7 protein-coding genes are annotated in these 16,419 nt (G+C 34.3%); all 7 read left to right on the forward strand.

Annotated elements, in window-relative coordinates:
* Nucleotides 1–122: 122 nt before the first annotated feature.
* Complete coding sequence (locus SAGCYANO_RS08940) at nt 123–1,250, forward strand: calcium-binding protein (protein ID WP_202219016.1); 1,128 nt, start codon at nt 123–125, stop codon at nt 1,248–1,250.
* Between the two features lie 881 nt (nt 1,251–2,131).
* A complete protein-coding gene (locus tag SAGCYANO_RS08945; RefSeq protein ID WP_202219750.1) occupies nt 2,132–5,950 on the forward strand; it encodes a tetratricopeptide repeat protein in 3,819 nt (1,272 codons plus the stop codon).
* Nucleotides 5,889–9,302 carry a tetratricopeptide repeat protein gene (locus SAGCYANO_RS08950; RefSeq protein ID WP_202219751.1) on the forward strand — a complete coding sequence of 1,138 codons (3,414 nt, stop codon included), beginning with the start codon at nt 5,889–5,891 and terminating at the stop codon, nt 9,300–9,302. Before SAGCYANO_RS08945 ends, SAGCYANO_RS08950 begins: the two co-directional genes overlap by 62 nt.
* Before the next feature lie 394 nt (nt 9,303–9,696).
* A complete protein-coding gene (locus tag SAGCYANO_RS08955; protein WP_202219752.1) occupies nt 9,697–11,712 on the forward strand; it encodes a tetratricopeptide repeat protein in 2,016 nt (671 codons plus the stop codon).
* Between the two features lie 724 nt (nt 11,713–12,436).
* Nucleotides 12,437–15,163, forward strand: coding sequence for a glycosyltransferase (locus tag SAGCYANO_RS08965; protein ID WP_255502507.1), 2,727 nt, complete (start codon nt 12,437–12,439; stop codon nt 15,161–15,163).
* A 132-nt stretch (nt 15,164–15,295) separates the two neighbouring features.
* Nucleotides 15,296–16,150 (forward strand): polysaccharide pyruvyl transferase family protein, encoded by an 855-nt coding sequence (locus SAGCYANO_RS08970; RefSeq protein ID WP_202219754.1) that lies wholly within the window; start codon nt 15,296–15,298, stop codon nt 16,148–16,150.
* The gene (locus SAGCYANO_RS50180; protein WP_202219755.1) at nt 16,150–16,407 is read left to right on the forward strand and encodes a hypothetical protein; all 258 of its coding nucleotides are present in this window, start codon (nt 16,150–16,152) and stop codon (nt 16,405–16,407) included. Before SAGCYANO_RS08970 ends, SAGCYANO_RS50180 begins: the two co-directional genes overlap by 1 nt.
* Nucleotides 16,408–16,419: the final 12 nt, after the last annotated feature.

Raw genomic sequence — 16,419 nt, forward strand, 5'->3', positions numbered from 1 at the left:
CTTGAAAAATATACTGGAATAAATGTAAAAATATATATTTTTTCCGAAGTTATAGCTGAATAAATGTTACTGTTTCAATCCAAAAATCAATCTTAGTTAATTAAAATAAATCAAAAATTACTATGTCAGAAATTACTCCTAATCCAATAATTCCAGATTTCGGCGACGAAGAACCTATGATTAATCAACCACCAAGCGATCCTGCTGAAATTGGTGATGATGCAACAGCTATAGTTGACTCTCCTGACAATAGCAACGAATCGCTGTCTGGTACAAATGGCATGGATTGGATTTTAGGTCTTGATAGAGATGATTTGATTGAAAGTGGAGGTGGGGAAGACACTATATTTGCAGGAAGAGATAATGATACTGTCTATGCAGGAAGAGATAATGATTGGGTTAGCGGAAATAGAGGAGATGATCAACTTCACGGTAACCGTGGGTCTGATACTATATTTGGCGGAAAAGGTAATGATACCATCTATGGAGGAAAAGATGATGATTGGGTTAGTGGAGATAAAGGAGATGATGAACTTCATGGTAACCAAGGGTCTGATACGGTTAGAGGTGGTGACGGGAATGATACTATATTTGGAGGTGAAGATAATGACTTGGTCAGAGGTGAGGAAGGAGACGACCTAGTTTTTGGCGATCGGGGATTTGATAATGTCAGAGGCGGTAGTGGAAATGATAGTGTCTACGGTGGTAGAGATGATGATTTAGTTGCTGGAGAAGAAGGAGACGATCTAGTTTCGGGAAACCGTGGTAATGATACGGTTAGAGGTGGAGGGGGCGATGATCTGGTTTTCGGAGGTAAAGGGGACGATCTAATTGAGGGTGGTGGAGGTAACGACCTGCTAAGAGGGGGTCAAGGAGCAGATATTTTCCGTTTTGAGTTTTTCGAGTCGGAGACATTTATTGCAGATGGAACTGAGATATTTGGTTTCGATACTCTCAACAATTTTGTTCCTGGAGACTCTGGAGTAGATACTCTCACTGACTTTACTCCAGGAGAAGACAAGATACAGCTTGATGCTGATAGCTTCCGCGAGTTAATTGGGCCTGGTGGTACTTTCAACCCTGATGAATTTACTACTCTTGCTGAATTTGCTGAAAATCAAGATGCTAATCTAGTCTACGACTCAGAGCAAGGTTTGATGTACTATATTGACGCGGACAATAATGCTATACAATTCCTGCAATTAGAGGGTAATCCAGATATTACTGGTGATGACTTTGAAACTATCTAAATTTTATTACGTCTGGTTGAGGAGTAGGGAGTGGGGGAGTAGGGAAGCATTTTTCTACCTTTCTCCCCTATTCTATATTCGTTTTCGGCGTTGCTGAATTGATATCATGTCCGGTAGCATCGGTATTGTATAGGAAAGGTAGGGAATAGGGAATAGGGAATAGGGAATAGACAGAAAAACTTAAGAAAGAGCAAGAAAAAAAACTTAAATTCCCTGTAGATATTTACGCTAACTTTTACACAAACGATTGCGTTCGGACATGATATGAAGTATGAATGTGCGATTGTTTGGTTCTCGCCTTCGCCCCCGCGCATCCCCCATTCAACAAAAAGCGCAGCAACATCTGGCTTCCCCCTTTCCAAGGGGGACGGGAGGGGGATCACGGGGACTTTTAGAGTTTTATTCCCCCCAAAATTGGCTTGCTCGGGGGGCAAAATCATACCCAAAATCAGCAACGCCCGTTTTTCAATACTAGAGCAGTCACTACTATAGTTAGGACATCGGTTCATTAATTGATAATTGATAATGGATAATTGATAATTACCTCGGGTTTTAACCGTTACGGAATTGAATATAAGGAAATAGTATTAATGGATAATGGATAGTGGATAATGGATAATGAAAGAATTCTCTAACTCTTTAATTATCAATTATCAATTATCCATTGGTAAAGGGAGGTTTCAAGGCGCGAATTATTTAATTATTAATTATTAATTATTAATTATTCGGTAATTATGATGATTGATAACATGAGCAAGATGCTCGCACTAATTTTCCTGACAAACCTGGCAGTTGCTATATAAATAATAAGGGAGAGGTCAAGTAGGAAAGCTGACTTATGACTCCTAATAGTATAAACTCAAAGTTCAAAATTCACCACAATGCACTACCATCCAAATATAAACAGCGAATCTTCAAAAGTATTGAAGTTAGCGGAAGAAAAAGCTTCAAGGGGATTGTTATATCAAAAGCAGGGAAAACTAGAAGCAGCTATATCGTTATACCAGGAAGCATTAACTTTAGTACCAGACCTCCACTACGTTCAGTATAACTTGGGAATAGCTTTTCAGCATCAGGGAAATTTACAAGCAGCTTATATTCATTATGAACAAGCGATCGCTCATCATCCACAGCATATTCAAGCTTACTATAATATTGGCATTGTTTTACAACAACAAGGTTTACTAGAACGAGCAATTTCTAGTTATCAAAAAGTTATTAATTTCTGCCAAGGTAAGGCGGAAAATATTTTAATTCAAGTTCAAACTTATAGTAATTGGGGTAGTATTTTAGTCAAGGAAGGTAGAGCTTATGAAGCTATTGAAATCTTTCAAAAAGCTATTAGTTTAAAACCATATGATGCTTCTCTTTACAATAATCAAGGTCAAGCATTTTTAGCATTTGGGAAAGTAGAAAAGGCTATTACTAATTATCATCAAGCACTGGCACTTAACCCTCAATTAATAGTAGCTCGTTATAACCTCGGAAAAGTTTATCAACAACAAGGTTTACACTCAGAAGCTATTGTTTATTTTCAGGAAATAATCAAGGAGTATCCAGAAAATCTTTCTGCTCATAGTGACTGTGCTTTTTCTTTCTTGGAGTTAGGAAATTTGGCAGCAGCAATACCACATTTACAAAAGGTGATTAATCATAATTCTTTTGTGGAAAGTTATTGTGAAAAAGCTGATTTTTTAACAGGGTTAGATGAATTAGAGAAAGCAAAAATAGCTTGTGCTTTATTTCTAAAAGAAGTCAAAAGTCAAAAGTCAAAAGTCAAAAGTAACAAAGAAGAAGTAAGAAGTAAGAAGGAAGAAGTAAGAAGTAAGAAGGAAGAAGTTAAAAGTCAAAATTCTGAATTCAGAATTCAAAAGGAAGAAGGAAGAAGTCAGGAGTGGAAGGGGACTGAAACTTCAACCAATTATCAAAACCCTGTAGATGGCGAGATATTAAACCCAGAAGAAATAGATAAATTAGGACTTAGGCAAATTAACCTTGAAAACGCCATACGTAGGGGCGAATGGCATTCGCCCTCACTCGATTCTGAAACCTCAACCAATTATCAATACCCTGTAGATGGCGAGATATTAAACCCAGAAGAAATAGATAAATTATATTTAGCAGAAGTTAGAAAAAATTTAATCTTAACTTACTCAAGCTTGGGAAATGTATTATTTGAATATGGCGAATATTCACAAGCAGAACATTATTATCAAAAAGCATTGAAGCTTCAGCCATTAAATGTTGATTTACATCTCAAATTAGGCAATAGTTTAGCCAAACAAAAACGCTTCAATACGGCTATTATTGTTTACCATTTAGGGTTGGCAGTTGAATCTGTTGAAGAAGGAAGAAGGAAGAAGGAAGAGGGAAGAAGTCAAAAGTTAAAAATCAAAAGTCAAAAGGAAGAAATTAAAAGGAAGAAGGAGGAAGTTAAAAAGAAGAAGGAGGAAGTAAGAAGTCAAAAGTGGATGGGGACTCAAATTTCAAATGAAGAAGGAAGAAGGAAGAAGGAAGAGGGAAGAAGTGAAAAGTTAAAAATCAAAAGTCAAAAGGAAGAAATTAAAAGGAAGAAGGAGGAAGTTAAAAAGAAGAAGGAGGAAGTAATAAGTCAAAAGTGGATGGGGACTCAAATTCCAAATCATCAAGTTAAATGTCAAGGTTTAAACTGCCAACCTTGTCTCAAACGAATATTTAAACAACTTCAACCAATTCATTTAGGAAATGGTATTCATAGTCTTTCTAGGGAAAAAATACAAACAATAAATATTGATTTTCCAGAAACACCAAAGTTTGTCGCAGAAGTAGTAAATGGCAGAGCATGGATAGTTCCTCAGAAAAATAATTGGATGATTTGTAATGCTATTGCTATTATTAATCAAGAAAATCAATTATTAGCTGAAGTCTCTCGTGAATACCCAGGACAGTTGCCGGGATGTGACAAATACGATGTCAATAACCATCGATTTTTTAGTACCGAAGAATTACCGCCTTTAGAGCAAATAAACGGCACAGTAGCAGTTTTATCTGGGTTGTCAGGAAACGTTTATTTTCATTGGATGGTAGACATATTGCCCCGGATCGAAATCTTACGACGTAATGGTATAAATTTTGAGCAAATAGATTGGTTTTTAGTTAATAGTACTAAACAACCATTTCAACAGGAAACTCTCCGGGTTTTAGGAATTCCAGAAGATAAAATTATAGAAAGCGATCGCTATCCCTATATTCAAGCTAAAAAATTAATTGTTCCATCCTTTTCAGGCCATTTAGCTTGGGCAGAAAGATGGGTCTTAGAATTTCACCGTCAAGTATTTTTAAACCGATCGCTCTCTACTGTATTTAAAGATGGGTTTAAAGGGAAAAAAAATCAGCATAATCAAGTATTTTCCTATCCTGAAAGGATTTATATTAGTCGGAATAAAGCTAAATATAGAAGAATTATTAATGAAGCAAAATTAATTGATTTATTAAGTCAATATGGCTTCGTTACCATAGAACTAGAAACTATTTCTGTTGTAGAGCAAGTGGCTTTATTTGCCAATGCCAAAGTAATAGTTTCTCCTCATGGTAGTGGGTTAACAAATATTATGTTTTCCAGTCCCGAAACTACCGTAGTAGAGTTAGTTTCTCCTAACTATATTAAGCATTATTACTGGGCGATCGCTCAACAATTAGGATTAAAGTATTACTACTTAGTAGGAGAGGGATTTTCCTATTACCCAATCCGCCAAATCATGTATCCTAATTCCCTCACTGAAGATATTATAATTAATTTGAGTAAGTTAGAAAAAATGCTATTGCAAGCAAGTATAATAAAAGTAAATTCCAATCCCACAACAAAATTTCTGAGCGAGGAACAAACTTCTCAGAAAAAAATTCTTCTAGAGAAGAAACTATCTAATTCCGAAGTAGATGTATTTACTTTTTCCCAACAAAAAGGGGAAGAAAATAATGTAAGTCGAACTGCAGTAAGTAATCAAATGGCACCTAAAGTTAATCCAACAGAAGCGGCCACTCACTTCCATAAACAAGCTCTATTCTATTTAGACCAAAAGAAATTAGATGAAGCTAAAGCAGCTTGTGAACAAGCTCTAAAAAATCAACTAGATTTTGCCGAAGCCTGCAAAACAATGGGCATTATTGTGCAAAAAAAAGGTCAAATAGAAGCAGCTTTTGAGTGGTATTCACGGGCTATTAAGATTCAACCAAATTTTGCCGAAGCCTATGTTAATATTGGCACTTTATATGCTCGTAAGCAGCAGTGGCAAGAAGCAATTGAATATTATCAAAAAGCTATTACTATTAAATCCGATTTAGCTCCAGCACACCGCAACATAGCTAAGGCATATCAGAAAGTTGGCAAAGTAGTAGAAGCAGCAATTTTTCAATATAAAGCCTACTATCTAGAACCCACAAATATCAAAGAACAAGAATATATAAACCTAGGCAATACTCTCTTAAAACATCAGAAATTCACAGAGGCTATATATTGTTATCGTAGCGCTATAAAATTAAATCCTAATTCAGCAGTAGCTTATCAAAATATCGCCGAAGCATTATCCCAAACAGGTGATGTTAAAGAATCGAATAGTTGTTATCGCAAGGCTATTAAATTAGGAATAACAAACCTGTCAATTGAAGAAGGAAGAAGGAAGAAGGAAGAAGGAAGAGGGAAGAGGGAAGAAGGAAGAAGTTGAAATTGAAGAATTCAAAAGTCAAAATTCAAAAGTAAAAAGTAAGAAGGAAGAAATTGAAGAAGTTAAAAGTCAAAATTCAAAAGTAAAAAGTAAGAAGGAAGAAGTTGAAGAATTCAAAAGTCAAAATTCAAAAGTAAAAAGTAAGAAGGAAGAAATTGAAGAATTCAAAAGTCAAAATTCAAAAGTAAAAAGTAAGAAGGAAGAAGTTGAAGAATTCAAAAGTCAAAAATTAAAAGGAAGAAACGGTGCAATAGATAATATTTCTGTAGAGCGAGATAATGTAGAAGCTTATAAAAGATTAGGAAAAATGCTGCAAAATCAAGGTAAGGCAGCAGAAGCTTGGCAATTCTATACAAAAGCGATATCTATTGCACCAAAAGATCCAGAAATTTATAGATATTTAGGTAGTTTATACGGAGAACAACAACAATGGGAAGAAGCAATTCAATGTTATCAAAGAGCAATTGAAATCTACCCAAATATGGCAGATACTAACCGTTATTTAGCCACAGCATTAACTCATGTAGGTAAGGAAGCAGAAGCTTCCAAATTTTGGGAAAAAGCTTATTCTCTAGAACCAGAAACAGCCACAGCAGAAGAACACTTGCTTTTAGGTAATACTCTGCTACAAATAAACTTAGTCGAACAAGCCATATCATCTTATTGTAATGCTATACAAATTAACCCTAAATTAGCAGTAGCATATCAAAAATTAGGTGAAGCTTTGAAACTTCAATCTAATTCCCAAGTTGAAGAAGGAAGAAGGAAGAAGCGGTGCGACCCCGCGTCGGCGGCAGACGCAAGCGGTCGGACCCCGCGACGACGCCAGTCGCAAGCGGTCGGACCCCGCGACGACGCCAGTCGCAAGCGGTCGGACCCCGCGACGACGCCAGTCGCAAGGGAACGCCGACCAAGAGAGGGAACGCCGACCAAGAGAGGGAACGCCGACCAAGAGAGGGAATGCGCACCAAGAGAGGAAGAAGGAAGAAGGAAGGGGACTCAAACCCCAATCAATTTTCAACACTGTATAGACAGCGAGGTATTAAACCCAAAAGAAAAAGATGATGGCGAGATAAATCATCATATTTATAGCTTAAAATCTGAGATTACACAGAAAATTGATGGAGAAATAGATAAGGAACAGGTCAGTAGTTCTGATATTCAGTTGGTAGGAAAGACTGGTACTTTTCAAGCAGGATTAAAATATTTTGAGCAATTTTTCAAGGAGTTGTTTAATCAAGTAGCTGCTGTTTTTAACCTTAATAATCAATCATCGAAAAAATATTTACAACCATCTGAAAATCTTCCCAGACTTCAGGGTACAAATAATTCCTTCCCTTTAAAACCAGAAATAGATTTTAAAATCAAAGAAACAACAGAAACTGCTGGTGAAAACTTATTATTTCCTGTTGAAGTAAATTTCACCAATACTGATGGAGATGAGCAACAAAAAGTATCGCTCAAAGATGCAAATAACGAATTAGAAAGCATAGAAGAAATGTTACTAGAAATAGAGAGCAGCATTGGAAAAAGTCAAAATTCAAAAGCCAAAAGTCAAAAGTTAAAAGAAAGAAATCAGAAGTGGATGGGGACTCAAATAGAAAGAAGTCAGAAGTGGATGGGAACTGTAGACGGGGAGGTATTAAACCTAAAAGAAAAAGATCAAATAGATGCACAAATAAACACTCAATATATTGATGTAACAAAATCAGCAGTTGTACGACCCGATGTTTACATTCAAAAGGCCATAGCATACAACCAAAAAGGGTTATATGAAAAAGCGATCGCTGAATGTCAACAAGCTATAGCAGTACAACCAGATATGGCAATGGCGTACAAAATATTGGGTAATGCTCAACAAAAAATAGGCAGTGCGAGTCAACTCCAGGAAGCTAAACAAAATTATTTAAAAGCCATATCTCTTGATAGTCAAGATTCTACAATTCACGTCAACCTGGGTAGTTTGTATGCACAAGAAAAATTGTGGGAAAAAGCAATACCCTATTACCAGCAAGCGATCGCTCTCAAACCAGACTTTGCTGGAGCATACCGCAACTTAGCCAAAGCATGGACTCAAATAGGCAAACAAGCAGAAGCAGCAGACTGTTGGTATGAAGCATATACTCTCGACCAGGTAAACATCACTCCCGACCAACATCTTACTCTCGGTAATACCCTCTGTCGTCAAGGTCAGTTAACTAAAGCCATATCCTGTTATCAGAGGGCGATAAAATTAAACCCAAATTATGCTGCTGCTTATCAAAATTTAGCTACAACTTTGAAGCGTCAAGGCAAATTAGATCAGGCTGCTATTTATGCTGAAAAAGCCCGGGAAATTAGTAATATTTCAGTCAAAAAACAGGTAGAAGCAAACGGCAAGAAACCTCAAAATATTAATCCTAAAGATGTTTTGCAGTCATATTCAAATTCAATGGAAGAAGAAAGAAGGAAGAAGGAAGAAATTGAAGAAGTCAAAAGTCAAAAGTGGATGGGGACTCAAACCCCAACCAATTTTCAACACCCTGTAAATGGCGGGGTATTAAACCCAAAATCAAAAGATAAAGAAGAGAAGGAGAAGTTGCCTCAAATTAATCAAGCAGATTTAATTAAACAAGCCGAAGTAGATTTTGTCAATAGTAAATTCTATAGCGCAATATCTACTTGCGAGGAGGCAATTTCTATAAAACCCCATGCAGTAGCTTATCAAATAATAGGCAAAGCTTGGGTAGAAATAAATAAACCAGACCAAGCGATCGCCGCTTATCAAAAAGCAATTGAAATCAAGCCAGACTTTGGCGAAATTTATGCCAGTCTAGGAGAATTATACGTTCAACATCAACGACAAAAAGAAGCGATCATTGCATACAAAAAAGCCATCAAATTTGCACCAGACTTAAAAGATAGTTATCGAGGTTTAGTTGAAATATTGCTAGACCAAGGAAAAGTTGATGAAGCAGAAGAATTATCTTACAATGCACTCATCCAACATCCCAGTTGGGCAACTGCTCAAGAGTTTTGTACTTTAGGTAGGGGTTTAATAGCAGAGAATAAAACACAACAAGGTATCGTTTGTTTTTATCAAGCAATTGAATTAGACCCCAAATTATTAGAAGCTCACTATAGTTTAGGCAAAGTTTTAGCAGAAAAAGGAGAATGGTTAGAAGCTATCAATTGTTATCAGCAAATCATTCAATTAGAAGCGAATCAAACTGAAGAATATTATGCTGAAAATGAGATAAATATAGATATAGGAGAAATTTACCATCTTTTAGGAGATGCCTTACAAGAAATAGGTAAACTTGATGAGTCTGTAGAAGCTTATCAACGGGCAATTGAATTAACAGGAAATTAAAAAGCCTTCAGCAGTTCAGCGGTCAGCTCTCAGCTCTCATAAGAGGGTTTAAATAAATATAGACTTTAAAGCCAATTTTTGTAGTAATATCATGTCAATATTAAAAAATTCCCAGATACTGATTTGTTCTGAGAGTAATTTATTAAAAGATAACTTTTTGAAGATATAGGGTGCGTGAAATTAGGATAATCTTCCTAATTAACAATTGAACTTACGATACAACTTAACCAGAAAATCAGGCTTTAAGCCTCCCCTTTCAAGGGGATAAAAAAATAAAATTCAGTATTTCAAGCCTCCTACTTTCCTAGGTCATGCTGCGCAAACAGGAGGAGCTACTGTTAACTGATAACAGAAATGACCCACCAATAACAAATATTTAAGACCGGAGATAGAGATGATGCTAAAAACTCCCACAATTTTTTCCCCACTTACACAACAACAACAAATCAATTTTAAGCAGGCAAAACATTTTTTTAGCTTAGGAAAAGTTTACGAAAAAAAAAGTGAATGGAAAAAAGCGATCGCTGCTTATCGCAAAGCAATTGAATTATATCCTGACTGGAAAGAAGCAAGACAGTCTCTAGCAGATGCAGAAAATCAACTTCAGGAAAAAACAATTAATACTAAACAGCAAATAGAACCTAGTAAAAAGTTGACAATAGCTGATTATCCGTTAGAGAAAATATTAGCTAAACAAGAGGAGCAAGAGTCAGCGATCGCTACTGCTAGTAATGCAGTTATAGTCAACCCTAATTTGGCAGATGACTATCACACTAATGGCGATAATTTAGTAGAAAAAGGAGAGAAAGAAGAGGCTATAAAGGCTTATATAAAAGCAATTGAAATTAATCCTGAATTATGGGAAGTACATCATAAATTAGGTAATTTATTGCAAGAAAAGGGAGAGCTAGAAGCAGCAGTTACTACTTATAATAAATCCATAGAATTAAAGCCAGATTTTTGTTGGTCTCATAATAATTTGGCAGATGTTTTAGTTAAGTTAGAGAAGTGGGATGAAGCGATTGTTTCTTATCAAAAAACAATTGAGTTAGAACCAAATTTTGCTTGGTCTCATTATAATTTAGCAGAGCTTTGTTTATTTTTAGAAAAATGGGATGAGGCAGTGAATGCTTATCGTCAATTTATCCAAATTCAACCTGATTTTTCCCCTAAAGTAGAAGAAAAATTAAATCAGGCATTGCATCAGCAAGTCAAAGGGAGATTAGAGCAAGCATTGAGTTATTATCTACAGGCGATCGAGAACGATCCAATGGATGTTGAGAGTTATCAAAAAGCATTAGAAATTAAGCCTGATGATGCAGAATTGTATTTTGGATTGGGTAATGCTTGGATCACAAAGGGCGAAGAAAAAAAAGCAGTTACAGCTTACCGCAAAGCTATTGAGGTAGAGCAAAATTTTGCAGATGCTTATCACTGTTTGGGTGATGTTTTGGCAGAAAAGGGAGAAAAAGAAGAAGCAATAAAGGTTTATAGAAAAGCAATTGAAATTCAACCTGAATTATGGACAGTGCGTCATAAATTAGACGATTTGTTGTCACAAGCAGAGGAGTTAGAAGCAGAAGTTTTTGCTGACAATAAGTCATTTGATAAACATCCAACAAACATAGAGAGCGATCCAAAAGTTTTAGAAGTTAAGTCAGATGATGCAGAATTACTTTTAGGTTTAGCTAAAACTTTATATCATCAAGGAAAATATCAAAAATCAATGGAACATTATGAAAAATCTCAACTAATAGATTCTGATTTAGAAGAGTGGATCGAAAAAAACAAACTCATTGATAACTCTGCCACTTTTGATGTAGATTTTTATTTGGCTATAAATAATATAGAACCACAGGAAGATTCCTCAAGGCTAAAAGTAATTAGTGATTATATTAAGTCAGGATATTTAGAAAATACTCATCCTTTATTTAACGCTTACTATTATCTAAATCAAACTCCTGCTTTACTAGATAAAAAATTTAATCCGTTAATACATTTTCTTCAAATTGGCTGGAAAGAAGGACGCGATCCTCATCCACTATTCGATACTTCTTATTATCTCAAACATAGTCCAGATGTAAAAGAAGCTGGAATGAATCCTTTAGAACATTTTATTAAATTTTCCCTGGTAGAAGGTAAAAGAAATCCTCATCCATTGTTTGAGATATCCTACTATTTAGATAATAACCCAGACGTAAAAAAAAGCGGGATGAATCCTTTGCAACATTTCATCGAATTTGGTGTTTCAGAACAGAGAAATCCCCACCCTCTGTTTGATACTTCTTATTATCTGGAAAATCATCCTGATATTAAAGAAAAAGGAATAAATCCATTAGAGCATTTTATAGAAAAAAGTGGTTTAGAACAAAAAAATCCTCATCCTTTATTCTCTACAAAAATTACATAGATTATTTAGAGTCTAGAGATAAATATTTAAAACCAAATGATAATCCACTAATACATTTTCTTCAAAATAATCAAGAAAATGCCAGATTTGTTTGTTTTCCTTGGAAGTCTACTAAATACTCAGTTTTAGATCAAAAAGGTCATTATGATATTTTAATCTTCTCTCATGATGGTTCTCGGACAGGTGCGCCTCTAGTATTACTTGCTTTTGTACAACAAATTAGGGAATATCAGTCCCAAAATAAACTTACAGATATTAATATTTGGATAGTTTTAGCTAGAGATGGAGAATTAAGAGCAGATTTTGAAGAATGTGGTGTAACAATTGTACTTTCAGAACTAGATGAGCTAACAGAAACTCATGATGAAAATTTACAACAATTACTGGAAAGCTTTAAAAAATTCACCAGTAACCCTTTAGTTTTAATTAATACATCTGCTATATCTAATATTAATCAAGCGTGTTATGAAAATAACTTACCTGTTGTTTCTTGGATTCATGAATTACCTGTCACAATAGAATCATATTGTGGTGGATTAGATTCTTTTAAACACATCTTATTATCATCAAAAGAATTATTTCTGTTTCAAATTTTGTAGCTTCTTCTCTTATTAAATATTCTCACCAAGAAGATAAACTTAATCAATATGTAACTATATATGCTTCTCTTCCTTCAGTTAATAGAGAAGAAAAAATTCAAACCAAAGAATTCTATCAGAGCAAGCTGAAGAAAGAATTTTACCTTCCTGATGATGCTTTTATCGTCATTGGATGTGGAACTGTTCAAGACAGAAAAGGATGTGATTTCTTTGCTCAAGTTGCCTATCAAGTTATTAAAGCTAATGAACTAACCCAAACCTACTTTATTTGGATTGGAGCAAAAATTCAACCAACATTTTCGATGTGGTTAGATGATGATATTAAGAAAGTTGGGTTGGAACAAAACATAATTTTCCCTGGGCCGAGAAAAAATCCTCTAGACTACATGAGAGGTTCCGATTTATTTCTGCTGACATCAAGAGAAGATCCTTTTCCTCTAGTTAATATGGAAGCCATGTACTGTGGACTTCCCGTCATTACTTTTTTAGGTAATGGAGGAGCTTCGGAAATTTTTGAAGGTCAACGAGGAGTTGCTGTACCATATTTGGATATTCCTGAAATGGCAAAAGCAGTAATTAATCTGAAAAATGATGAACAGTTGAGAAAGGAAATTGGTATCAATGCAAAGCATTACATAGAAAATCAATTGACTTGGGATAATTTTGTAAATAATTTTGTATCCTTAATTAAAACAGACTATGACTATCATTGCCAAAAAGAATTAAAGGTAACAGTAATTGTTCCTAATTATAATTATGAAAAGTTTATATCTGAGAGAATAGAAACAATAATTAATCAAAAAATAAAACCAGATGAAATCATTTTTCTTGATGATAAATCATCTGATAGAAGTCCAGAAATAGCTGTAGAAATTATTAAAAAAACTGATATTCCCCACAAAGTAATACTCAATCAAGAAAATACTGGTTCACCTTTTAAACAATGGGTTAAAGGAATTAAAGAAGCAACAGGAGACTTGATTTGGATTGCTGAATCTGATGATTCCTGTAAAGATGAATTAATTGGAAAATTAAAACAACAATTCTATGATCCAGATGTAGTTTTAGCTTACTCCCAGTCAGCACCGATGGGAGAAAATGGTGAAATATGGGAGAAAAATTATCTGTCTTATACGAATGAAATTGATTCTCAAAAATGGAGTAATCATTATAAAAATGAGGGAATTAATGAAATTCAAAATGCTCTTTGTTTAAAAAATACTATTCCCAATGCAAGTGCAGTTATGCTGAGAAAATCTGCACTTACTGAAGAGTACCTATCACTTATTCAAAAGTTCCGCTTTGTAGGAGACTGGTTACTTTATTTTTCCTTAGCAAAAGAGGGTAAAGTTGCTTTTGTATCTGAATCTCTTAATTATCATAGACGCCATGAGAAAACTGTAACTTCTAAAATTGAAAAGAATAATAGTTATACTCAAGAAATTTTAGAACTTAAACAACATATTTTCTCTCATAATTTTCTTTCAGCTAATGCTATTACCGAAAGCTTTGCTAGAACTATAGATGACTATTATTCCCTCAATGAACGTCATAATTTAACAAGAGATGCTTTTATTAACAATTTATCTTTTGAAAATAGTATCAAAGAAATTTGGGTAGATTTTGAGCAGAGATATTTATCTAAACCTTCTTCTTACCCTTCTATTCTATTTATAATTGGTGATGCTGATTTTGGAGGTGGGCAAATAGCAGCTATTCGCCTTGCTAATGAGTTAGCAAAAAAACATCGAGTTTTTCTCTGTAGTGCTGAACCTTGGACTTACAATGATAATTGTATAGACTTAATTGCTCCAGAAATTATTTTTATTGAAGGTAATCTGAAACCTAAACCTTGGAGTAATTATCGTCAACGTAGGCTAAAAATTATTCGAGATTTGATCCAATTTTATCAAATTGATCTCATATTCTCCCATCTTTGGTGGAGCGATCTTCTAGCTTATGAAATCAATCAAGAGTTAAATTTACCTTGGTTTATGCAAATGCACGGTTGTTATGAACATTTGGTAGAACTTACAGATAATCCTGAAATTTCAGAAAACTTTATGAAGTATATTAAACCAATGATGGAATCTGTGAGCGGTATTGGTTATTTAACCAAAAAAAATCTCCAGTTGTTTGAAAAATTGGATATAACTCCACCTCAAAAGATGGCTAAATTTTTCAATGGTTTTGATAGTTCAAATGTCAATTTTGATGCGCCTGAAGCTAAATTAATTAATCGGGGAGAAAATGATTTTGTTTTCTGTCTTTGTTCTCGGGCAATACCAGAAAAAGGTTGGGAAGAAGCTATTTCAGCTACAATTTTAATCAATCAATTACCACTAGAACAACGGAACAATAAAACTGCTCGCTTGGTGTTAATTGGAGATAGTGACTATGCTCAGGATTTAAAAAACAAATATGATCATAAAATGGAGATAACTTTTTTAGGTAAACAGAAACATCCGACTAACTTTTATTCTCAATGTGATGTAGGGCTATTGCCTAGTAGGTTTAAGTCGGAATCACTTCCTTGTACTATAATCGAATACTTTGCTTGTGGTTTACCTGTTGTTACCACTCAAGTAGGAGCTGTTCCAGAAATGATTTCCTTAGATGGCAAGGAAGCGGGGTTACTTATTCCTCTGTCTGAAGATTGGAAATTTGATATTAAAAAATTACAGGAACTGATGTTGCAATATATGAATAATAAAAATCTATATTTAGAACATCAGAAAAATGCTCAAATTATTTTTGACCAGGTTTTTGATATTAAAAAATTAGCTGACAATTATGTTTATTTTTTGAGAGTAATCTGTAGTGCATTAGTAAAGTATGAGATAAGTAATTAGGTCATTCCACTTCGGTTTTCTCCATACTATACTTTACCAGTAATGAACTACAAATATTAATCGAATTGTGCTTTTAAGCTCCTCCTCCATCTTAACTTTTTCCTCCTTAAAGTTTATAATTATTATACATAAATGATGAAATACGTACTGACTAATATACCAGAATACATTATTGACCAAAAACATCACGAGCTACTCTCCTCTGAAATGCCATCGGAATCTATTGTCCAAATATTCGGATTGAATTCAGGAAACTGTATGTTTTGGGAATCCACAAAAAAAATCATAAACAATCAAACAGATTTAAAACTTTTGGATTTCTATAAATTTAAAGAAAATGAAAATCATTACAAAGAAAAAATTGGGATGGTTGTAATTGTACTGGCAAATAATATATCTGTTTCGCCTATGACTTCTAATCTGTGTAATGTTTTTTTTAATTCAATCAATGACCTCGATTGTAAAAGATATTTATTTTCCATTGGTGCTCAATCAAGCACGCTTGAATACAGAAAATTTTCCGAGCAAGAAAAAAAAGTATACCTTAATTTTTTTTCTTGTTTTGAATATGTATACCTAAGAGGTCAATACACATACGATTTGCTTAAACACAACGATATTCCTTTGACGAATTGTGAAGCTGTTGGATGCCCATCAATTTTATTGAAACCAATTGATACGGACGAAATTAAGATTAAATTTGAAAAACTAAAGAAACAAAACATTGATAAAATTAAGATAGGAATAAATTATCCACTTAGTTCTCAGAATCCTATACTGCACCAATATCTTGTTGGCCTTATGCAGGATGTCGATATTTACACTTTGGCAGTTGATAATCCGAAAATGTATGACTTTGTCAATAAAGGTAAAGAATTTCCACTCATGTGTTCCGATAAAAAAGTATTGAAAAAAATAGAAACAATTTTATTTTTAATGGTAACGTTTTTGAATCAATTGAGTTTTTCAGAAATAATGCCAACCTGATGATAGGAACTCGAATTCACGGAACGATCTTGGGTTTAATGGCAGGACTACCCTCCATGTGTTTAGTTATAGATAGCAGGACTTATGAATTGTGCGAACAAATGAGCATTCCTTACATCAATTGCATGGAAAAACCAATAAAGTTTCATACTAAAGACGAATTGCTTGAAATATTCTTGAATAATTTTGATGCGGCTAAATTAGACGGTCTTAAAGAAGTTATTTATAGAAACAAAAAGAAATATTTAATCTCATAATTAGCCATAAAC

It is taken from the genome of Okeania sp. KiyG1, assembly GCF_014132355.1.
GTDB lineage: Bacteria > Cyanobacteriota > Cyanobacteriia > Cyanobacteriales > Microcoleaceae > Okeania.

Coding starts and splice junctions, on each gene's coding strand:
- SAGCYANO_RS08940 (WP_202219016.1), top strand. CDS start 123: ATGTCAGAAATTACTCCTAATCCAATAATTCCAGATTTCGGCGACGAA.
- SAGCYANO_RS08945 (WP_202219750.1), top strand. CDS start 2,132: ATGCACTACCATCCAAATATAAACAGCGAATCTTCAAAAGTATTGAAG.
- SAGCYANO_RS08955 (WP_202219752.1), top strand. CDS start 9,697: ATGATGCTAAAAACTCCCACAATTTTTTCCCCACTTACACAACAACAA.
- SAGCYANO_RS08970 (WP_202219754.1), top strand. CDS start 15,296: ATGATGAAATACGTACTGACTAATATACCAGAATACATTATTGACCAA.
- SAGCYANO_RS50180 (WP_202219755.1), top strand. CDS start 16,150: ATGATAGGAACTCGAATTCACGGAACGATCTTGGGTTTAATGGCAGGA.